Genomic DNA, 20,671 nt, shown 5'->3' on the forward strand with positions numbered 1-20,671 from the left:
CATGACAGAAAATGAATATGCGCATTATGTCGCCTGCTTCAACGCAGATGATTTTGAAGGCTTCGGCGCTTATTATCATGACGATGTGGTGTTCCGCCTTGGCGACAAGCGCGAGATCATCGGCCGATCGGCTATTCTGGATTTCTACCGCGACGTAAAATCACGCATCCGCGAAACGCTGGAAATATTGAGCGTAGCGCCGGGTGAAACCAGTTTTGCGGTTCATTGCCGCACCGAATTTTACGCTCTGGAAGACTGGCCTGATTTTGTCGCCGGACCGATGGCCAAAGGCGATGTGCTGAACATCGAAAGTCTGGGATATTACTATCTTCGGGACAACAAATTTCACCGCATTCTCGGTGCGCGTTACCGAACGCTGCCGAATTGAAGCGGCTCCCTACACCTTTCAAAACAACAAGGATTATTCATGACTGAGCCCAGCGCTGGTGCGCACCCTTTCGCCCCGCAATTCGAATTCGCCTTCACCGTCAGTATCAATCTGACCAAACCGATATGGATTGAACCCTCCAGCACCGGGCAAACCCGGGCCGGCATCTGGGCTGCGGATGGCACCTTCGAAGGTCCTCGCATCAAGGGCCGCGTCGTTCCGATGAGCGGCGGCGACTTTCCTCTCGTGCGCCCCAATGGCGTGATCGATTTTGACGCGCGCTACTTTCTGGAAGCAGATGACGGCACGCCGATTTACTTGCAAAGCCGCGGCTATCGCTGGGCTGAAGGCGATGCGATGGATCGCATGGCCCGCAACGAACCGGTCGGGCATGATGAATATTACATGCGCGTCTCGCCCAAATTCGATGTGCCTGAAGGGCCGCATGACTGGCTGGGCAAGCACATCTTTGTCGGCGTGGCCGAAAAGGTGCCCCAGGCCAACCGCATCCATTACTTCCAATTGCTGTGAGGCACGACAAAATGGATACAGGCATGACCAATGGCAACGTGCCAGCTCATCTCGAATATGTGTTTGAGATGAAGGTTTTCTTCCGCCCCGAACGCTGCATCTTCGGCCCGCTGCCGGGCGGCGGGCACAAGGGCTATACGCCCTGTGCCAGCGGAGAAATATACGGTCCGCGGCTGAGCGGCAAAATCGTGCCCGACAGCGGCGCAGATTTTGCCGATGTGCGCGGTGACGGCACAATCGTGATCAAGTCGCACTACATGCTTGAAGCGGATGACGGGACCAAGATCTATATCAACAACAATGGATATCTTGTTCCCGGAACAGAAGGCGTTGATGAAGTGATAGGCGGCGTGTTGCAGCCCAGCTATTTCAAATTTGCACCGACCTTCATCGTGCCAGAGGGACCGCATGACTGGTTGGGCAAAACGGTCTTCGTCGGCGCCGGCAGGCGCTGTGCCAACCCCGATCATTCGATCTTCACCTATTACGCGGTACGCTGAACACAGTCCATTGCCTTCTCCGGCACATGCTGATCAGCATAAAAGCGGTGCGTCAGGCTTTAGCCTCCGCACCGCTTTTTCATGTCAGTCCTCAACTCCGCGGCGGGATTACCGGGATTTGCAGATAGCTGTCATAATCGCCGCCGGCATGGATGATATGCTGGCCGCAATTGCGCAAATCTTCGTGCCGCGCGAAGGGCAAATTGGGCAGCGCATCGCGATAGATGTCCATCCCCTTCACCACCAGACGCAGACTTTCACCGGCCCGGAACAAGGCTGAAGACGGCCAGATCTCGATATCCACCGGCACGATCTCACCCGGTTTCAGCAGCTGTTCGCGCATATGCTTATGGACCGGGCGCCACTTTGTGCTGCGCTCTTCATCCAGCTCACGATGACTTACCCGCAGCCAGCCCAGCGCCATCGGGCCATTTTCGTAGAATGCATAGAAATGGAAGCCGACAGGTTCGTTCCGCTCATCGCGTTTCTGCAACGCGACGAACAGATCCATATCCTCGGCATCTGCAGCTTCCACCCACAAGCGCAGGCTGAGATAGCCGGTGATTTCCGTATCCTCCTCAAACTGATGAGTGAACACCGTTTCACCGCGCTCGTCACAAGGATCGTAGGAAATCGAGCCAGCCCCCTCGACCGCGTCAGACACCATGCTCATATCGCTCGTATTCAAATGAAGACGGCGATATTCGGTGCGTTTCAGCGGCCATTCCTCCTCAGCATGGGTCACACATTTTTTCGCGCCTTCACAGGTCTGAAAAGAAACACGTGGCCATTCAGGCATGTCATTATCCACGCCTTTCAGGAAGTGATCGAAGAAGGCCCGCTGCTTTGCCCGGCTTTCAGGCATGTAATAATGCGCCCATTTCTTCTGGCCATGAACATGAAGCCACTTTTGCTTGGATGACATGCAGCGGAACGCCTCGATCGTGCCGCGCGTATGCAGCCCCTGATCGGACCAGCTGGCGACCACGAAAGCCGGAATATCGATCGCTTCGAGATCGATCTCCTTGCTGCGCCAGTAATCATCATAGAGCGGATGCGCCTGCACATTGGCGTTGGTGTCCTCCGTCCGGTTCAGCGAAAAGCGCAGATTGTCCGATCCCCGCGGCACGAAACCGGTTTCTCGAATGCCCCCGTGATAGGCGAATTCCCGGTACCAATCGGAAAAGCCCTCCCACGGATTGAGCGCCGCCAGATGCGGCGGCTTTAAGGATGCGACCAGATATTGGACGGCGGCAAGATAGGAAACACCGGTCATTCCGATCTTCCCATTGGTCCATTCCAGCTGGGCCAGCCATTCTATACAATCATAGCAATCCTCCGCCTCGCCAATCCCATTGTGACGCAGATCGCCTTCCGACAGCCATGCGCCACGCGGGTCGGCAAAGACCACGGCATATCCCGCCGCGCACCAGAATGCCGGATCAGGTGCCTCAAAGGCGGTGAAGCGCGACATCCAGCCCTCTTCAACCCCGGCTGGCGGCCATAGGGATGCGGACAGGCCATGTTTGCCATAGGGGCTCCAGCCGAGGATGATCGGCAGATCACCTTCGGGATTATCCGCCGGACGATAGATATCGACCAGAATGCGAATCCCGTCGCGCATCGGCACTTCGACATTGCGCTCTATCAGCAAGCCATCTTCAACCCGGCGATTATAATCGCGCGGCGGCAAAGGCGGTTTACCTGGCGCAGTCGAAGGATCGACCCCGTCACGCATTATCAGTTCGAAACCACTTTGTGCCATATTGGCGTCCTCTTCCCGAATTGCGGTCCTTGCCGGACCATGTATTTTTAAGTTCGCTTTTCTTGCTTGGCCTAAGCCGATATGAATGGGCCGCAAAGACGCCGCGATGCGTCACCTTAACCAGATTGTTGACAGATCAACGTTTTGGTCAAGTATAAAAGAACAATCCCGGCAAATTTGCCGGAAAGGGAGATGCGTGTGACTGCTGAAAGCAAACAGTATGACTATGTGATTGTGGGTGCCGGTTCCGCCGGCAGCGTGATAGCTCACCGGCTGACCGAAGATCCGAATGTGTCGGTTCTGCTACTGGAGGCTGGCGGAGAGGATAATCAGTTCTTCTACCGCATGGCGCTCGGCTTCCACAGCTGGCGCTATCCCGATACCAGCTGGTCTTACGAAACAGAGCCTGAACCGCATCTCAATGACCGCCGTATTCCCTTGCCACGCGGCAAGGTGCTGGGCGGATCGTCAACCATCAATGCGATGCTCTATTCGCGTGGTCATCCGGAAGATTACAATCTGTGGCGGCAAATGGGCTGCAGTGGCTGGGGCTTTGAAGATGTCCTGCCCTATTTCAAACGGTCTGAGACCAATTGGCGCGGTGAAGGCACCTATCACGGCGGCTCTGGCCCGTTGCAGGTCAGCCGTGTGCAGAAGGAACGCTTTCTGGGCGAACCGGTGATCGAGGCGGCGCGCAATGCCGGCTATCCGATCACGGATGATCACCACGGATCCATGCCCGAAGGTTTTGGCGGCGGCGATGTGACGGTGGATTCGCGCGGGCGCCGATCCAGCGCGGCCCGGGCCTATCTCCATCCGATTCGCAACCGGCCCAATCTCCATATCGAAACCAAGGCCTATGCCACGCGCATCCTGATGGACGGGAAAAAGGCCACGGGCATCGTCTATCAGCAAAATGACGAGGAGAAGCGGGCTCTTGCCGGGCGCGAAGTAATCCTAGCGGGCGGTGTGTATAATTCGCCGCAATTGCTGATGCTGTCGGGTATCGGCCCCGCCCATCATCTCAAGGATATGGGGATCGATCCGATTGTCGATCTGCCCGGTGTGGGCCGCAATCTTTCCGAACATGCCGGTTTCTGGACTGAACATGCCGCGCGCGAACCGGTGACGCTGATCAAGGATCTGCGCGCTGACAAGGTCGCGCTGTCATTTGCGCAATGGTTGCTGCTGGGCAAAGGATTGATGACCACGCAATGCAATAGCTGCCATGCGGAAATCAAATCGCGGCCCGAACTCGCCCATCCCGATCTGCAGATCTATTTCAACCCCATCGCAGCGGATGCCAAGCCGTGGGTTCCGCTGATCAGCAAGAAGCAACAACACCGCATGACTTCGGTCGTCTGCCTGCTGCAACCCAAGAGCCGCGGATGGATGGAATTACGCTCTGCCGACCCTGCAGATAAACCGCGTATCACGCTTAATCTGATGTCCGACCGTTCCGACGTGGAAACACTGATCAACAGCGTCGAAATGGTCCGCGAACTTTACAAGACCGAGCCATTGGCCAGCATTGTCGCGCAAGAGAACTTGCCCGGTGCCGACGTCCAGTCGCGCGATGAGATCGAGGCATGGCTGCGCAGCGTCCTCATCACCACCCATCATTCTGTCGGCACCTGCGCCATGGGGATTGATGAGGAAGCCGTGGTCGATCCGCAATTGCGGGTACGCGGAGTGGAAAATCTCCGCGTCTGTGACGCATCGATCATGCCAACGGTTCCAGGCGGCAACACCAATGCGCCATCGATTATGGTGGGTGAAAAGGCGGCGGACCTGATCCGCGGCACCAGCCTCGCTCCGGCCGAATTGCCGCGGCAGGACACACTCGCGGCCTGACCATAAAAAGAAGGCTGGAGCGCATGCTCCAGCCTTTCGAGGATACCAAACTATCAGGGGCGGCGAGATATGCTCGCCGCCCCTATTTATTTGATCAATATTTGAAGCGGACACCCACGCGGTAGGTCCGGCCGACAACGTCATAGAGCACATTGTTCGTCGGGCCGAAACTGGAGGGAATGTCGACCGGCGGATCCTTGTCGAACAGATTGTGGACCACACCATACAGTTCGACATTACGATCCCCATCGCGCCACAATTTGTAGCCCAGATTGAGGTTCACATAGGTCCATGCACCGACATGGTTATCGTTGATATCCACGCCTTCGACCAGATCATTGTTATATTTGCCGTCCGAAATATGGCGCAGCTGGACCTGGCCTGAAAAGGCATCATCCTTATAGCCGAGATAGGCATTGATTATATATGTCGGCACACCAGAGGGCTGCGACACGGGCGAACCGTTCATGCCCGCCCGGTCAACCTTGTCCCCGCTCGGGTCTTCGGTGATCAAATCATTGACGATCGTAGCCATCGCCCGCAGCGACAATTCACCGGGCATGCCGTCAGAAAATGTCGACATGGGCAGACCGTAATAGGCCTCAACATCCCAGCCCCGCGTAATCAACGTGTTGAGGTTGAGATTGTAATTGCGCACCTGGCTGATCAGACCGTCACCGTCACGCGTCACCAGGTCACACAGTTCAGTCACCCCTTCATCGCAGCGATTGAGGATAACCTGCGCACCCAGCGTCGAAATCGCACCGTCGAGCTGGATGTCGTAATAATCGACAGAGAGCCGCAGTCGCCCTGCTCCGACGTCCGGCTGCAGAACAATGCCAGCCGTCCAGGTATCGGCTTTTTCCGGTTGCAGATTGACATTGCCACCCAGCAGTACCGACGAAAGCACCTGCGCTCCCCCGTTCGCCGGATCGTTGATCGACTGGAACGAACTTTGCGGCGGGCCGAACAGCTCGAAAATATTGGGTGCGCGGATGTCACGCGAGCGCGTTGCACGCAGCCTCACCCAATCGAAAGGCTCCCAGTCCGCGCCGACCTTCCAGGTCGTGACAGAGCCGGAAGTGCTGTAATCGGTCAGACGCACCGCGCCATTGAGGTTGATCGTATCGGTAATCGGCGCGCCAAGTTCGACGAAGCCCTCCCAGACATCCACCGAACCATCGATCGGTGATCCCGGGCTCGTGTAGAAATCGAGCGCACGGGAGATTTCATCCGCCGTGCCGGTTGCCTTGTCCTTACGAAATTCAACACCTGTCGCCACTGCCAGAGCACCGGCGGGAAGCTGGAACAAACTGCCCTGCACGGCCAGCGAGGCCACATGCTGAGTCATCTTGGTGGTTTGGAGCGCCGTGCCGGTCACATAATCCACCGCCGCAGCCGTAGGTGCCCCATCGCCGAAGGGGTTAAGCGGAGCGCAGCCTGCCGCCGCCGGATCGCCGGCGAGCGTCGCACGGCACACTGCCTCGCCGCTATCCGGATCGATCACGGCATCGAGCGCAAGGGCCCGGCGTGAGTTGATCGTATTGTTGGCCACGGATTGGGCGTAATCGGTCTGTCCATATTGATAATAAGCATCGAGGCTCCAATCGGCGCTCAACTCAGCCTCGATGCCGACTACACCGCGATAGGTCTCGCGCTTTACGTCATTGATGGTCGGGCCGATATCGTTCCACATGCGCCCCATGCGGAAGCTCGGAAGCTCCAGCGCATCCATTTGCGCGGCCACACTGTCGGGCAGAAACGCATTGTCGCGCGTGATCGTGATATTGGCGATATCACGACGCTGCGCACCGAGCGTGGTGGCGGTAACCCGTGAATAGGCACCCTCAGCAAAGATCTTCGTGCCCGGGGAAAGATCGTATTCAGCATGAGCGAAAGTGTTGATCCGTTCGCTGGGTGAAGAAACGGCGAAATTTTCATAGAAGGCGTTCTTGGTCCCGCTGCCCCCGCTCTGGAACAAGCCAGCCCCGTAATAGGTGCCGTAATCATGCTGGAAGGTCGTGCCATCGGCATTGAATTCGGTCCCGCGCAGCGGCCCGCCGATAATCAGGCCATTTTTTGTGCCCAATGCGACCCGCGTGTTGGGAGCGATGATTGTCGGCGGCAACCCGTCCACACCGCCCGGGTTGCTGATCGTGTTGTAGGACAGCGCGCACCAGTCACGCGAATAGCAGTCGCCGGTGCCCTTATTATCGACATAATCGACACCCGCGACAAAGCGCCCGCGGCCTTCGGCGAAGCTGGTGCCGCCTGCCAGCGACAGAAACCATTCCTCATTATCGCCAACGTCGGCTTCGCTATATTGGACCGATCCCTTGATACCGTCGAGATCGGTATCGAGAATGACGTTGACGACACCGGCAACTGCGTCCGAACCGTAAGCTGCCGATGCACCGCCGGTTACCACTTCGGCGCGCTTGATCAGCGAAGCCGGGATCATGTTGAGATCGACCGCACCCGCCGCAGCAAACGAGCTGCCCGAAACGGTGGAAGGCACAACACGGCGGCCATCGATCAGCACCAGCGTACGATTGGCACCAAGGCCGCGAAGGTCGGCCGTGCTCGCGCCGATATTATTGGCAAAGATGGCGGTGGTCGCCGGAGTTGCCTGCGGCCGGAAGGCCGGAATATCGTTCAGCACCTGCGCAACATTGCTGGCGCCCTGCGCGCCGATCTGGTCGGCGCCGACGATGGAAACCGGTGACGGCGCATCGAAGCCGGTACGCGACAGACGCGATCCGGTCACCACGATCGTCTGATCGCTGGTCGTGGGCTCAAAAGTGGCCGGGCCTTCCTGTGTCGAGACAGGCGGCTCCTGAAGCTCTTGCCCATCAGCCGACTGAGCCATTGCCGGGCTTGCCAGACCGGCAGCCAGGGTCAGTGCCAGGAGACTCACTCCTGCATTAACGCGGCGCCCATGCGCAATCATGCTCTGCTTGGTCATCACACTCTCCCAAAATTGCGGTTCTTTGCCCGCTTTATATCCCGCACCCTCTGATTCGAGGCGCAGATGAAAATCGTTGTTTTTTGTCTGGCTGAGCGAATGCGCCCTTGCCTCTTGCAGTGCGGACCGTCACTGATAGTTGTTGAGATGTCAAGTATATCTACAACGACATCGGAGTTTCCCCCAGACTGTTGCATTTCTGCATGAAGCAGCCCTTTTGACTTGCATTCTTGATTCCTCCACTACATGAGCTTCGCCATGTCTTTACCTGCTTCCTGGACACTGTTCGGCCCGGACCATATTCCGCAACGATTGTTACTGCTGGCCAAGATGATCGATCGGATCAGCTCAAAACGCCTGCAGCACGACTTTGGCATTTCCGTCGCACAATGGCGTGTTCTGGCCTTTATCTGCACACTTGGCCCGACCTCTGGCAGCTATCTCGGCGAAGCCTCTGAAATCGACCCGTCCGAAATCAGCCGCGCTGTGAAGGCGATGCTCACCTCCGGTCTTGTGACGCGCGATTATGAAGAAGGCAGCCGCAAGCGGCAGATTATTTCCCCCACCGAAGCGGGGAAATCACTGTTTGAAAAGGTCCGGGATACACGCCGCACCTATTTCACCGAAATCACCAAGGACCTCAGCTCTGATGAGCGCGTTGAATTCGACCGCGCAATGGAAGTAATCGCCAAGGCCGTTATTCGCGAGCGGGACCAGGCCTGAAGGCCGGTCCGGCGGGGACATCAAATGGGCAGCTGATTTCAGCTGCCCTTGATCTACCTTATTCTCCAGACAAACCGTGCAGGAACCCCCGGAGATCTGCACTGAGTTTCTTCAGCTCCCCCTCATCCTCAAACACGGAATGTCCCGACGCATAGAAATGCGTGGCACGCTTTGCGCGTGGAACACCAGCCTGATCCAGTGCAAAGACACCGGCATAAGCAGGCGTCGTGATGTCATAATATCCACCTGAGGTGAACAATTTAAGATCGGGGTCCTGATGATAGGCCGCCATCAGATAGGGCGTGAAACGCGCCGTTTCATAACTGCCCCCCCAATCCCATTTGAAATTGATCCCGAGATTCAGACTGCGATACTCGCTGGGCAAGCTGTACCCCAGTTCATCCTTGAAATAGCGGGCGATCAGATCACCCGTGCCGGTGCCAAGGGTCATGGACGGATCATCAAAGGGTGGCTGCAGATTGCTGTCGGCAATGGCCCGTTTCGCCCGTCCGTCGAGCTGGCCGATGCGCAGCCCCTCTTCGCTGAGTAGCGACAGCATGAAATCATGCTTGGAAAGGTGCAGATTGCTGGCCATCAGATCCTCTGGCGGCAATCCGATCAAGGCTGACATTTTCTCCGCCACGGCACGCTTTTCTGACGCGGGCAAATCCACCCCGCGAACCAAAGCCTGCAGATATTCCGTTTGCGCGAAGTGCAAGGCCTCATCGAAATGCTGCTGCACGCTCTTGCCGCCGCGATCGATTGCCTGATGATACCACGCAGTGGCGGCCAGTGTCGGTAAGACGGTCACATTGGATGCCAGCGGACCTTTGTCGTCCCCTATCGCCAGCGAGAGCAAGGCAATACCCGCAGGCATTTTCAGCTCGCGTTTTTGTATACGGTCCAGAATGGCAAGCGTCCGCGCCGTACCGTAACTTTCCCCCATAATCGCGATTGGGCTGTCCATACGGTCATTACTGTCGAGCCAGCTGTAAATCATGCTGGTCACGGCATCCGCATCGCCCGTTACACCGAACAGACCGCTGGGGTCTGCGCCCTCAACCGGCATACTCGCGCCGGTGCCCGGTGGATCGATAAAAACCAGATCGGCGACGTCGAGCAGGCTGTAGGCATTGTCTTCAAGGTGCAGATCGGCACCTTCGCCAACCTTGCGGCGCGGCCCGAATGCCTGCAAGTGAAGCGGCGAAGAAGACGCCCCCGGCCCGCCATTGAAAATGAACAATACGGGGCGCGATGCACGATCCGCCACATCACTGGCGACATAGGCATAGCTGACACCAACAACAGCGATATCGCCATCCTGATTGGGCAGTGGGAGCTCCGTGACCTGCGCCTGATAGGGAATCTCGCGCCCATTTATTCGCGCGCTGTGATCGCTGGTCGTGACATTATAAGCCGCAGCGTTACGGGCCACCATGGGATCCATCGCCCGTAGGAAGCTTTCGGGCATCGGCTTGTCGAATTGCTGCGCCATTGCCGGCTGCGCGGCAGCAATCAGGCCAAGCGCGAATGGAAGTGCCGCACGCGTGATTTTTACAAACATAGGTCTATCCCAGATATGGCCCAGATATGGCGGTCAGACATTCGGCAAAGCATCAAGCGCCTGATCAATGTCATCCATCGTATTGAAGAAGGATGGTGAAAAGCGGAAGCGATTGCGGGACACGGTCATGGAGATGCTCGCTTTTTCAAGCGGCTCTGCCAAACGCTTATGCGCATCCTCAAACACGCAGGTAAGCAGCGGAGTGCGGCTATCCCGGGGTGTGACCACCTGATAGCCCTTGGCCGGCAATTGTTCGTGCAGCCGCTCCAGCAGCGGGCGGCGATAGGCGACCAGATTATCGATCCCCAGATCGAGCAAATGCGCCAGTGACCAATCCAGCAGCGGCAGAACGGTGTGAGAATGCGTCCCCATGGCGAAATGGCCTTGCGCATCATCACGCGCGGTAATGTCGGCAATCTCATCACCCGGCGGATCGAATGGGTAGACATGGGTCTGGAAACCACTGATCTGGTAATAGCCATATCTCGGCCGCCTGAGCTGTTCCAGCCGGTCCTTGCGAACATACAGGAAGCCCAGGCCAAAATCGCCCATCAGCCATTTGTAACTGGCGGTCGCCGCAAAATCGACGCCGCTGGCCCGCACATCGATCGGCACCGTACCGGCCGCATGGATAATGTCCGCATAAACCATCGCACCGCGCGCATGGGCAATTTCGCAAATCCGGGTCAGATCATGCTCGAACCCGTTATAGGTGGATACGAGAGAGAGGCTGACCAGCCTTGTGTCGGCGGTAATCGCCTTTTCATAGGCTTCCACATCGATGCGGCCATTTTCGGCGCGAAGCCATGTCACATCCATCCCCTGCTTCGCCAGTTCCTCGTAGAGATAGAAGGAGCCGAAAAAATGCAGCGTATCAGTGACGATGCCGCCGCCCGATGCGGGCATATCAAGCGCTTCTATGATCAGTTGCTCGCCCGCCGTGGTGCTCTGGACAAAGGCGATTTCCTCTACCGAAGCATTGATCAGGCGCGCGAATTTTGCCTTGATCCGCTCCTCGACATCGTAGGTATGAATGTTGCGGCCCGTCTGCCGCATCGTCAAATAATCATCGAGCGCCCTGCGGCCACCGATCGGTATGGGATGCATGGTCCCGGAATTGAGATATACGCCCGACATCGGGGCGAAACTTTTCAGATCAGGCAATGTGCTGGACATCAGGGCTTCGGATTTGGCGAGCGCAGGACCGGCTATGGGCATCGCTGCGGCGGCAGCCAGCAGGGAACGTCGCGACACGGGAAATTGCATTGGTCTTGTCCTCAATTCCGATCTTGTGGCAAAAATTCCGATCTTGTGGCAAAAGCTATCGCATATTCGCCGCATAAATCTTGCGCTTTTAAGCACAGTTCTTATCAGCCGCAGCCATACCAACACGTTTTTCCATTCCGCTGCTATGGCAAGCGCATAAATTTGCCTGCGCCTCTCAGCTAAACTTCCTGCGCTGGATTTCAGGAGACACCGGATGCGCCCTTGGGCTTTCACTGCACCGCTCATTGTACTTTCGCTCAGTCTTGCTGGCTGCGCCTCTTCGCCGCGCGTTTCACGCCTGGCGGAGCAGATCGAGCAGCGCCTGCCGGACTGTGCAGCAGGCGCTGTGCAGAGCGATCATTCGGTCGAGATTGACGGCAAAGCAGTCAAATATCACGCCTGTGCGGGCACTTTGACGGTCACCGATGCGGATGGTTCGGCGCTCGGCAATATTTTCTACACCGCCTATCTGGCCGGCAAAGCGGAAGAGAACCGCCCGCTGACATTCATCTGGAATGGTGGTCCGGGTGCGGATTCCCGGTTGCTGCACTTTCATGCGCTCGGCCCGCGCGTGCTGGAGGATGGTGTCCTTGTCGATAATGACGCCAGCCCCCTGAATGTCAGCGATCTGGTCTTTGTCGACCCCGCCGGCACCGGGTTCAGCCGGGCGATTGGACCAGAGGAAGCCAGCACACTTTACAGCACTGTGGGCGATATTGCCGCCACCAGCGACTTCATCCAGCGTTTCCGCTCAGCCTATGGCCGCGACAAATCGAAGCTATTTCTGGTCGGCGAGAGTTTCGGCACCTGGCGCGCCAGTGGCGTTGCCGAAACATTGGAGGATGAAGGCACAAGGGTCACTGGAATCGGGCTGATTTCGGGCGGCATACCGCTCGGCGAAATCAAAGATCGCGCGCTCATGCGGGCGCTCTCCCTGCCCAACCGCACAGCCACCGCGCTGGCGTTGGATAAATTGCCCCCTACCCTTCAGCTTGCCCCGGAAAGTGCCATGGCCCAGTCGGAAAACTGGGCACGTAAAATCTGGTATCCCGCCTTGCGCGATCCCGATGCACTGTCCCTTCCCCGCAAGATCGCGGTGATTGCCGGACTGATGCGGTATCAGGGCCTTTCCCCTGCTCAGATCGATACGAAGACCCTGTGGGTATCACCCAAGGCATTTCGCGAAGGTTTGCTGGCCGATCAAGGCAAGGTGCTGGATGTTTTTGACATGCGTCAGGTCATGCCGACCGAGACGGAAGAAAATTCTGCAAAAGCCGATCAGGCGGTCATAGCCTATTACCGCGACACGCTGGGCTACCAGCTGGATGAATATGCCGGGATCGACACGGCACCTCTGCCCGTCGGCGATAGCTGGCAATATGATCAATCCCCTATCACCAGGGAATCACTGGCGCGGGCGATGGCTGGCGAAGGCCCGCCCAGTCCATCGCAACCATGGACCCGCCGCGTGATGGAAAAGAACCGCGATCTGCGCGTCTGGGTTGCAGCCGGTCTCTATGACAGTTTGAACAGCTGCGCTGCCAATGAAGCGACGATTGCCAATCTGGCCCCGCAGCTTGCAGAGCGCTTTACGCTCAAATGCTACGCGGGCGGCCACATGATGTATGAGGCGGAAGGGCAGCGGCAACCATTTGACCGCGACATTGCCGCTTTTCTCGCAAAAGATTAACGCAGCAGCGACGCATCAATGACAAATCAATTCACATAATAGCGATCATCAAGCATATTTTATCCTTTGAACGTGCAAATTGCCCCGCTCTTTGCAAGGTTTTCCCCGCCACATCCGTTACATTCTGATTACATCGCCGGGAGAGACAACCCCGGCATTTGTTTGACAGCTCGGACGTGTCGGGGGACTTATGAAATTGAATTCTGTCTATAAAGCCAAAACATTGATGGCCTCCACTGCGATCGCTGCGCTTTTCGCCGGAGCGGCTCCGGCCATTGCGCAGGATGCGCAGGCCGTTGCGGGAGTGGATGCAAACGCTGCCCCCGCCGCCAGCATGAACGATGAAATCATCGTCACGGGGTCACGTATTCGCCGCGACCCGGCCAATGAGAGCGCACCGCGGATCGTGCTTGACGAACAGGTGATCGAAGACCGCGGCTACCAGACCGCGGCAGATGCACTGAACCAGATCACCGCTAACTCGCCTGCGCTTAATCAGGCGGACGGTAGCGGTGGAACCAGTGGTTCCGGGCAGCAATTCCCCAATCTATTTGGTTTGGGCGCCGGCCGCACCTTGACGCTCGTAAACGGGCGCAGAATGGTGACGAGCTCTTCGGGTCTTGGAGATGCACAGGTCGACGCCAACATCATCCCGCTGGGACTCCTCGAAAGAGTTGAAGTCGTCCAGGGCGGCGGTGCCGCAGTTTATGGTTCTGATGCCATAGCCGGGGTGGTCAATTACGTCCTCAAGGACGATTTCGAAGGGCTGGAGCTCGACGTTCAGGGTGGTGCCGCCGAACATGGCGATTACGACACCTATTCGGTCCGTGGCACATGGGGCACCAATTTCGCGGATGGCCGCGGCAACGTCGCCGCCGATGTCAGCTATTCCAAAACCCCGCTGCTGCGTTCTGGCGACCGCCGCCTGTCCGGGTTGGGACGTCTGACGGTGAGCAACCCTGCGGATGGCGGTCCGAATGACGGTATTCCATCAGTCACGGAATTGCTGGACGCACATTTCTGGGAATTCAACGGCAATGGCGTTATCTTCAGTCGCCCCGCTCCCGTTCCGGTTTTCCTCACCGGTGGCGGCCTGCAATTTGCACCCGACGGTTCAGTGGTCAGCTACAACCCGGGCGAAGATATCGGCATTCCCTTCGCCAGTGGCGGCGAAGGCTTTCCCTATACCGATCTGGTTGGTCTGCGCACCGGGGTCGAGCGCTACACCGCCACAATGCTGGGTTCCTACGAGCTGAGCGACAATGTGAAGCTTTCCGCCGAAGCGCTCTATGCTCATACGGAAGGGACCGAAATCCCCCAGGGCCAGAGCCGTACCATTCTGAATTATGGCAGCTATGCTGGTCCGGTGACCTTCACCATCAACAACCCTTATCTGACCGATTCAGCCAAAACGGCACTGTCGGCAGCCAATCCCGATTTTGCGGCAGGTGCGCCGCTGTTCCTGTCGAAATATTTCTACGATCTGACGCCGGACAACACGCAAACCACCAAGACCGATACCTATCGTGCGGTGCTCGGCCTCGACGGCGATTTCTATCTCGGTGACCGCAATTTCTACTGGTCCGTTTCGGGCAGCTATGCCCGCGTTGAAGGCACGCAGAGCCATTGGGATGTCGACAATTCCAAATATAACAATGCCATCAATGCAGTGGAATCGAATGGTGAGATCGTCTGCGCAATCAATGCCGATGCTGACGCCGGCAATGACGATCCTTCCTGCGCCCCGATCAATCCGTTCGGCTATGGCAATGTCAGCGATGCCGCCAAGCAATATGTCAGCGTCCGCGCCGGCATGGATTATGTGAACGAACAGGTCGATTTCCTCGCCACTTTGGGCGGCGATGTGGTGCAACTGCCCGCCGGTATGGCCAAGTTCAGCCTCGCTTACGAACATCGTGACGAACAGGCCACGTTCACGCCGTTCAAAGCCAATCAGCAGGGTCTGTTTGGCGGCGGCACGATGGAACAGGAAACCTCGGGCGGCTATAACACCGATGAAATCTCGGGCGAATTGCTGATCCCGCTGGTCGATCGCGCGATGGACGTGCCGCTGATCCGCAGTCTCGAACTCAATGCGGCAGGCCGTCTGGTCGACAATTCCAGCGCTGGCACCGAACAGGTCTGGGATCTCGGCGCCCGCTGGGAACCGGTCGACGGCGTCACCCTGCGCGTGACCCGCAGCCGCAATTTCCGCGCTCCTTCGCTCGGCCAGCTTTACAATCCGACTACCACGACGCTCGAAAGCTCAGGGATCGATCCCTGTGACGCGGATCGCATCACCAGTGGCCCCAATCCCGAAGCGCGCTACGCCAATTGTCTCGCCGCCTTCCAGGCCAATCCCAATTACGGCGTCGAAGCCGATGGCACCAATGCAGGTCTGTCCGCAGCAGATCGGCTCGCCAATTTCCAGGACCCGGCGGAAAATTACAGCCGCACCACCATCACCACCGGCGGCAATTCGGATCTGCGCAACGAAATCTCCAAGACCTGGACCTTCGGCGTGGTGCTGCAGCCCGCTTTCGCGCCGGGCCTCACAGTCAGCGCCGATCGGATCGAGATCGATCTGACCGATGGCCTGTCCTACTTCACCAATGAGGATTTCCTCGCCACCTGTTACGATAATACGGTGCAGGACCCGGACATTTGCAGTGCCTTCACCCGGCTCGATGCAACCGACGGTATTTCTCCCGGCGGCACAGTGGTGACGGGTACCACCACCACGTTCAATGCTGGTGTCATCAAATATCGCGGTGAAGTCTACACGGTGGATTACCGCTTCGGCCTTGGTGACGTATTTGACGGGTCCGATATGGGCCAGATCGGCATCCGCCTCAGCGCGACGCATAATGATCTGCTGACCACCTCGGTCACCGGCGACACCTTCACCCGTACCGACGGCACCTATCTCAAGCCTGACTGGGAAGGTCAGCTGCTGGTCGATTACAGTAAGGGTCCGCTGCGGGTCAGCTATCAGGCTTATTATCTCGACGATGTGGCGAACGGGCCGGATGCAACGATCGAGAACAACCCCAACCCGCGTCTCGACAGCAATCTGACGCATTCGATTTCGGCGCAATATGAAGTCGGTGCGATCACTTTCCGCGCCGGGATCGACAACTTTACCGATGAAGAACCGTCTTATCCCCGGATCAGCTACGGCGACATTCTGGGCCGTCGCTTCTGGGCCGGTGCCAAGCTGCGTTTCTGGTAAAAAAAGGCTCATTGCCGACTACGTGCCAGTGATGGCGCGTGATCAGGTCCGGCTGCAACAATTCCCTCTCTCCCACTGCAGCCGGGCCTTTTTCTCCAGGACGTGACGCCATGCAAGGATCGGCCCTCTCCATGACCTCAGGCCATAGTAATCAGACCAAGGCTCTCGGGTCCTATGCCCAGTGGATCCGCACTGTGATCCGCCGGGTACGCTCCGACGGCAATCTGCTGGTCAGCCTGTTCGAAAGTTCCATCCCCGAACCGGTAACGATGGTGCAGGAACTGGTAGCCGAAGGGTTCGGCGGCGATCTGACATCGCGTTACACCAGCGCATTTGCCAGCGGGAATCCTTATGTGGTGGACCATCTGGCCAAGAGCTATGATGTTACCGCCGATCAGATCCTCTGCACCACCGGCGCCACTGGTGCGCTTTCCCTTATCTATCGCGCGCTATGTTCGCCCGGCGATCATGTGCTGATCGAAAACCCGTGCTTTGATATTTTTCATGCTCTGGCGGGTGTTGAAAGTCTGCACGTGGATCGGTTTGAACGCTGCGGGACCGACTTCCATATCGATCCGCAGGAAATCGAGCGCCGGATTCACCCAAAAACCAAGCTGATCGTTCTTTCCAACCTGCATAATCCCTCCGGCATGGAGGTCACAAATGAGGTTTTGAAGGACATCGCCGATATTGCCGAACGGCACGGAATTCTGGTGGTGGTGGATGAGGTCTATGGTCCTTATTCCAGCCATTCGATCGGTGCGATGGCGGGTATGCGCGTTTCACCGCGGATCATCTCGATCAATTCGCTCACCAAGATTTTCGGCCTCAGCACGCTTCGCTGCGGCTGGATCGTCGCCAACGCTGACGTTCTGGCGCCCATTCGCGCTCTGAATGACGAGGTCGAATTCGGTATTTCAAACCTCGCCCACGCCATGGCGGCACTGGTGCTTGATCATCAGGACCGCTTCATGGCCTACACGACGGATATTCTGGCGCACGCCCGGCCAATCTTCGATTCCTATTGGGATTTTTGGCTGAAAGAAGGCCTCGTGCTCGGCAAGCCACCCGAATATGGTTGTATCGCTTTTCCGCGTCTGGCCGGAATAGAAGACACGCTGGGCTTTTCCGAATGGCTTGCCAATCGCGGCAGCGTCGTCGTGGCACCGGGCGAATATTTCGGCCGTGCGGGCCATGTCCGGCTGGGCATTGGCCTGGCCCCGGCAAAGCTTGATTACGGCTTGCAGACTTTCACCGACGGTTTGTTAAACTGGCGCGACGATAATGCCGCCAGCCCGCGTAAATCGCAGCATCTGGCGTCCAATCAATCCTGACAAGGGGCTTCTCCATGCCTGTCCTTCCTCGCCTCTGCCTTTCCGCTTTCGTCCTGGCAGCAACGGCCTGTCCCGCACTGGCCGCGCCCGGTGAGGTGCTCGCCACTCGTGAAAACCGCGTCGAAAGCCATGGCACCGCCTTGTCCGTCACAACCGAAGCCGGACTGGTCGGAATTGAGAGCAGCCCCGGTCATGTGGATGGCAGCGCGGGTTACATTTCCTATGTCGCGAAGGACGATGGCGCGGATCGCCCGGTCCTGTTCATTTTCAACGGCGGGCCCGGCGCATCCTCAAGCTTCCTGCATATGGGCGCTCTCGCACCCGTCCGGGCCGAAGTGCCGCAGGACCCGCAGACGCCTTTGCCTGCTCAGGCAAAAATCACCGCAAATAACAACACGCTGCTCGATCTTGCCGATCTGGTCTTCATCGACCCGCCGGGCACGGGCTTTTCCAACATTGCCGACAATGCCGACCGCGATTTCTACATGTCCACGCATGGCGATGCCGAAGCCGCCAGTCAGCTGGTGACCCAATGGCTGGCGGACCATGACCGCAAGAATGCACCGATTTACATTCTGGGCGAAAGTTACGGCACCATCCGGGCAACCGAGATGGTCGCAACACTCCATGAAATGGACGCACCCGCCCGCCTGCAGGGGGTGATCCTGCTGGGGCAGGCGCTCAATATGATCGAAACGTCTCAGCGCCCCGATAATATCGTGACCTATCCGGTGTCTCTGCCCAGTCAGGCGGCTATCGCCTGCTATCACGGGGTGATTACGCAGCCTTGCAAGCCGGAAGAGATCGCACAGGAAGTATCGGATTTCGCGGAAGAATACCTGCACGCACTGTATCAGGGCCGCGATGTTCCAACGGCAGAAAAACGGGCTGTGGCAGAAAAACTGGCGGAATTCACCGGCATTTCTGCCGATTATTTCCTGACCCATGATCTGCGTATTTCTAAGGAACGCTTCCGCGTGGCCCTGCTGCAGGATCGCGGGCTTGTCACAGGCCGTTATGATGCGCGGTATACAGAGCGGCTGCCCGACGATGCCGGACTATTATACGGTCCCGATCCGTTCTCGGCAGTTTCAAACCTTTATGGTGAGGCGATGAAGCGCTACCTCGCCAATGATCTCGGCCTCCCCAATACCGCAGACTATAAAGTGCTCAACCAGATGGAAGGCAGCTGGTCCTATGGCAGCGGCGACAGCCCGTTCAATGACTGGCCGTTCATGACCATCATCGAAGATGCCATGGAGCGTAACCCGGACCTGCGCCTGTTTGTCGGGTCGGGAATGTATGATCTGACGACCACGATCGGCGCGGCAGATTATCTGATCGCACAATCGGATATCGCGCAGGATCGTTATTCGCTGAATGTCTATCCGGCGGGCCATGTAGCCTATTCCGATGATGTCAGCTGGGCAAAGCTCATGGTCGATCTGCGTCGCTTCATTTCACAGGATAATTAGGAATGAGCGTTTCCCCTACAGCGGATGGCCAGCTAAAACGCGGGATCAATTTGTGGGGCGTCATTTCGCTCGGCCTTGGTACTGCGGTGGGCGTGTCGATCTTTTCCGCTATTGCCCCGGCAACGCAATTGGCCGGGCCCGGGATGTTGCTATCCGTCCTGGTGGCGGCTTTGCCCATGTATCTGATCGCGGTCAGCTACGCCTTTCTGGGGTCTGCCGTCCCGGTATCGGGCGCCAGCTTCGTCTGGCCATCACGCTTTCTTCACCCGACGCTCGGCTTCTTCATCGCGTGGATGCGGATCATCGCCAATATGGGGGCGATGGTGGTGCTGGCGCTGGTGCTGGTGCGCTATGTCTCGATGGTCATGCCCCTTCCGACCAAGCCAACCATGTTTGGTATTCTGGTGCTGTCGCTGCTGGCCAATCTGTTCGGCGTATCGGTCGCTGCGCGTGCACAGACGCTGATGATGGGCTTTCTGATCGTACTGTTTGCCATTTTCGTCATCTGGGGCGGGAACACCGCTTTCCAACCGCAGGCGCTTACCCCTTTATTCCCGCATGGCATGTCCGGTGTCCTCACCGCTGCGCCGCTGCTTATGGGCCTGTTCTTCGGGATCGAAGCCGCGACTGAGGCTGGCGCAGAAGTTTCCAACAGCCGCCGGACAATCCCACTGGGCATTGCGCTCGCTATCGGTTCGGCGACATTGCTCTATGGCGCCGTGGGCCTGGTGGCGCTGGGCATTCTGGGCGCGGATCAGCTGGGCAGCAGCGAAGCGCCCATTCTGGACGCGGCCCAGCAATTCATGGGACCATTGGCCAAACCTGTTATCGTCGGTGCGGCAGTGGTGGCCATTGGCACCAGTCTGAATGCGATCTTCACCCTGTTCAGCCGGAGCCTGTTCGCCATGGCAGAGGCTGGCGTTTTGCCAGCCCCGCTGGCCCGTATCCACCCACGCTGGAATGTGCCGCATATTGCCCTGCTCACTGTGTTTGGCATTGGCTGTGTCGGCTTGTTGCTGCCGATGGAGCTGACCTTCCTGTTTCTGGCCGTGAACATCCCCAATCTGGTAAAATATGGCAGCATTTGTGTGGCCGCTGCACGGGTGACGAACCATCACCCCGAACTTTACCAGAGCGCTCACTTCCGCCCTTCCCGCCCGGTGATGCTGACATTTGCCTATACCGGCGCTGTGTGCGCTGCCGGGTTGATCTTTATCGGGATAGAAGCCGACTGGCGCCCCTACGCCTTGCTGATTGGCTGGGGTTGCGTCGGCGCTGTCTATTACTGGGCGACCCGCCGCAAACACTGACCGCGACAGCGCCGCCCCACACAATCTTCTTCATCCGACCGCGCCGTGACCAACTGCGTGAGAATGTGGTGATC

Annotated in this window: 14 protein-coding genes; 10 read left to right on the forward strand and 4 right to left on the reverse strand. The window is 57.8% G+C overall.

All coding sequences use genetic code 11. From position 1 onward, the window contains the following. Position 1: 1 nt before the first annotated feature. From GRI91_RS10355 to GRI91_RS10365, 3 genes are read left to right on the forward strand one after another with little or no spacing between them, the layout of a single operon-like run. On the forward strand, positions 2–388 hold the full coding sequence (locus tag GRI91_RS10355) for a nuclear transport factor 2 family protein (RefSeq protein WP_160736597.1): 387 nt from the start codon (positions 2–4) through the stop codon (positions 386–388). 39 nt (positions 389–427) lie between these two features. After that, complete coding sequence (locus tag GRI91_RS10360) at positions 428–919, forward strand: DUF3237 domain-containing protein (protein ID WP_160736598.1); 492 nt, start codon at positions 428–430, stop codon at positions 917–919. Between the two features lie 23 nt (positions 920–942). Next, positions 943–1,419, forward strand: coding sequence for a DUF3237 domain-containing protein (locus tag GRI91_RS10365; RefSeq protein ID WP_160736599.1), 477 nt, complete (start codon positions 943–945; stop codon positions 1,417–1,419). Positions 1,420–1,510: 91 nt separating this feature from the next. On the opposite strand, the gene GRI91_RS10370 is transcribed toward GRI91_RS10365, so the two are convergent. Further along, a complete protein-coding gene (locus GRI91_RS10370; RefSeq protein ID WP_160736600.1) occupies positions 1,511–3,184 on the reverse strand; it encodes a CocE/NonD family hydrolase in 1,674 nt (557 codons plus the stop codon). A 198-nt stretch (positions 3,185–3,382) separates the two neighbouring features. Between GRI91_RS10370 and GRI91_RS10375 the strand changes: the two genes are divergently transcribed. Then, positions 3,383–5,038 carry a GMC family oxidoreductase N-terminal domain-containing protein gene (locus GRI91_RS10375; RefSeq protein WP_202385553.1) on the forward strand — a complete coding sequence of 552 codons (1,656 nt, stop codon included), beginning with the start codon at positions 3,383–3,385 and terminating at the stop codon, positions 5,036–5,038. Between the two features lie 94 nt (positions 5,039–5,132). On the opposite strand, the gene GRI91_RS10380 is transcribed toward GRI91_RS10375, so the two are convergent. Continuing rightward, complete coding sequence (locus GRI91_RS10380) at positions 5,133–8,003, reverse strand: TonB-dependent receptor plug domain-containing protein (RefSeq protein WP_160736602.1); 2,871 nt, start codon at positions 8,001–8,003, stop codon at positions 5,133–5,135. Between the two features lie 258 nt (positions 8,004–8,261). Between GRI91_RS10380 and GRI91_RS10385 the strand changes: the two genes are divergently transcribed. Next, complete coding sequence (locus tag GRI91_RS10385) at positions 8,262–8,726, forward strand: MarR family winged helix-turn-helix transcriptional regulator (RefSeq protein ID WP_160736603.1); 465 nt, start codon at positions 8,262–8,264, stop codon at positions 8,724–8,726. 58 nt (positions 8,727–8,784) lie between these two features. Here the strand turns inward: GRI91_RS10385 and GRI91_RS10390 are convergent, their stop codons facing one another. Beyond that, positions 8,785–10,290: a S10 family serine carboxypeptidase-like protein gene (locus tag GRI91_RS10390; protein WP_237437791.1), complete on the reverse strand. Its 1,506-nt coding sequence runs from the start codon at positions 10,288–10,290 to the stop codon at positions 8,785–8,787. 33 nt (positions 10,291–10,323) lie between these two features. Next, complete coding sequence (locus GRI91_RS10395) at positions 10,324–11,544, reverse strand: aminotransferase class V-fold PLP-dependent enzyme (protein WP_337190357.1); 1,221 nt, start codon at positions 11,542–11,544, stop codon at positions 10,324–10,326. Between the two features lie 226 nt (positions 11,545–11,770). Here GRI91_RS10395 and GRI91_RS10400 point away from each other — a divergent pair, with 226 nt between their 5' ends. From GRI91_RS10400 to GRI91_RS10420, 5 genes are all read left to right on the forward strand, one after another. After that, entirely contained in the window at positions 11,771–13,246 is a 1,476-nt protein-coding gene (locus GRI91_RS10400; RefSeq protein WP_160736605.1) for a S10 family serine carboxypeptidase-like protein, read from the forward strand. Between the two features lie 190 nt (positions 13,247–13,436). Further along, positions 13,437–16,478 carry a TonB-dependent receptor domain-containing protein gene (locus GRI91_RS10405; protein WP_160736606.1) on the forward strand — a complete coding sequence of 1,014 codons (3,042 nt, stop codon included), beginning with the start codon at positions 13,437–13,439 and terminating at the stop codon, positions 16,476–16,478. Positions 16,479–16,609: 131 nt separating this feature from the next. Continuing rightward, positions 16,610–17,812: a pyridoxal phosphate-dependent aminotransferase gene (locus tag GRI91_RS10410; RefSeq protein WP_160736607.1), complete on the forward strand. Its 1,203-nt coding sequence runs from the start codon at positions 16,610–16,612 to the stop codon at positions 17,810–17,812. 14 nt (positions 17,813–17,826) lie between these two features. Then, positions 17,827–19,287: a S10 family peptidase gene (locus tag GRI91_RS10415; protein ID WP_160736608.1), complete on the forward strand. Its 1,461-nt coding sequence runs from the start codon at positions 17,827–17,829 to the stop codon at positions 19,285–19,287. A gap of 2 nt (positions 19,288–19,289) precedes the next feature. Further along, a complete protein-coding gene (locus tag GRI91_RS10420; protein ID WP_160736609.1) occupies positions 19,290–20,597 on the forward strand; it encodes an APC family permease in 1,308 nt (435 codons plus the stop codon). The last annotated feature ends 74 nt before the right edge of the window (positions 20,598–20,671 follow it).

The sequence above is a fragment of the Altericroceibacterium endophyticum genome (assembly GCF_009827595.1).
Classification (GTDB): Bacteria; Pseudomonadota; Alphaproteobacteria; order Sphingomonadales; family Sphingomonadaceae; genus Altericroceibacterium; species Altericroceibacterium endophyticum.

Excerpts from the sequence above, each read along its gene's own strand:
- GRI91_RS10355 (WP_160736597.1), top strand. The coding sequence starts at position 2 with ATGACAGAAAATGAATATGCGCATTATGTCGCCTGCTTCAACGCAGAT.
- GRI91_RS10360 (WP_160736598.1), top strand. The coding sequence starts at position 428 with ATGACTGAGCCCAGCGCTGGTGCGCACCCTTTCGCCCCGCAATTCGAA.
- GRI91_RS10365 (WP_160736599.1), top strand. The coding sequence starts at position 943 with ATGACCAATGGCAACGTGCCAGCTCATCTCGAATATGTGTTTGAGATG.
- GRI91_RS10370 (WP_160736600.1), bottom strand. The coding sequence starts at position 3,184 with ATGGCACAAAGTGGTTTCGAACTGATAATGCGTGACGGGGTCGATCCT.
- GRI91_RS10380 (WP_160736602.1), bottom strand. The coding sequence starts at position 8,003 with ATGACCAAGCAGAGCATGATTGCGCATGGGCGCCGCGTTAATGCAGGA.
- GRI91_RS10385 (WP_160736603.1), top strand. The coding sequence starts at position 8,262 with ATGTCTTTACCTGCTTCCTGGACACTGTTCGGCCCGGACCATATTCCG.
- GRI91_RS10390 (WP_237437791.1), bottom strand. The coding sequence starts at position 10,290 with ATGTTTGTAAAAATCACGCGTGCGGCACTTCCATTCGCGCTTGGCCTG.
- GRI91_RS10400 (WP_160736605.1), top strand. The coding sequence starts at position 11,771 with ATGCGCCCTTGGGCTTTCACTGCACCGCTCATTGTACTTTCGCTCAGT.
- GRI91_RS10405 (WP_160736606.1), top strand. The coding sequence starts at position 13,437 with ATGAAATTGAATTCTGTCTATAAAGCCAAAACATTGATGGCCTCCACT.
- GRI91_RS10410 (WP_160736607.1), top strand. The coding sequence starts at position 16,610 with ATGACCTCAGGCCATAGTAATCAGACCAAGGCTCTCGGGTCCTATGCC.
- GRI91_RS10415 (WP_160736608.1), top strand. The coding sequence starts at position 17,827 with ATGCCTGTCCTTCCTCGCCTCTGCCTTTCCGCTTTCGTCCTGGCAGCA.
- GRI91_RS10420 (WP_160736609.1), top strand. The coding sequence starts at position 19,290 with ATGAGCGTTTCCCCTACAGCGGATGGCCAGCTAAAACGCGGGATCAAT.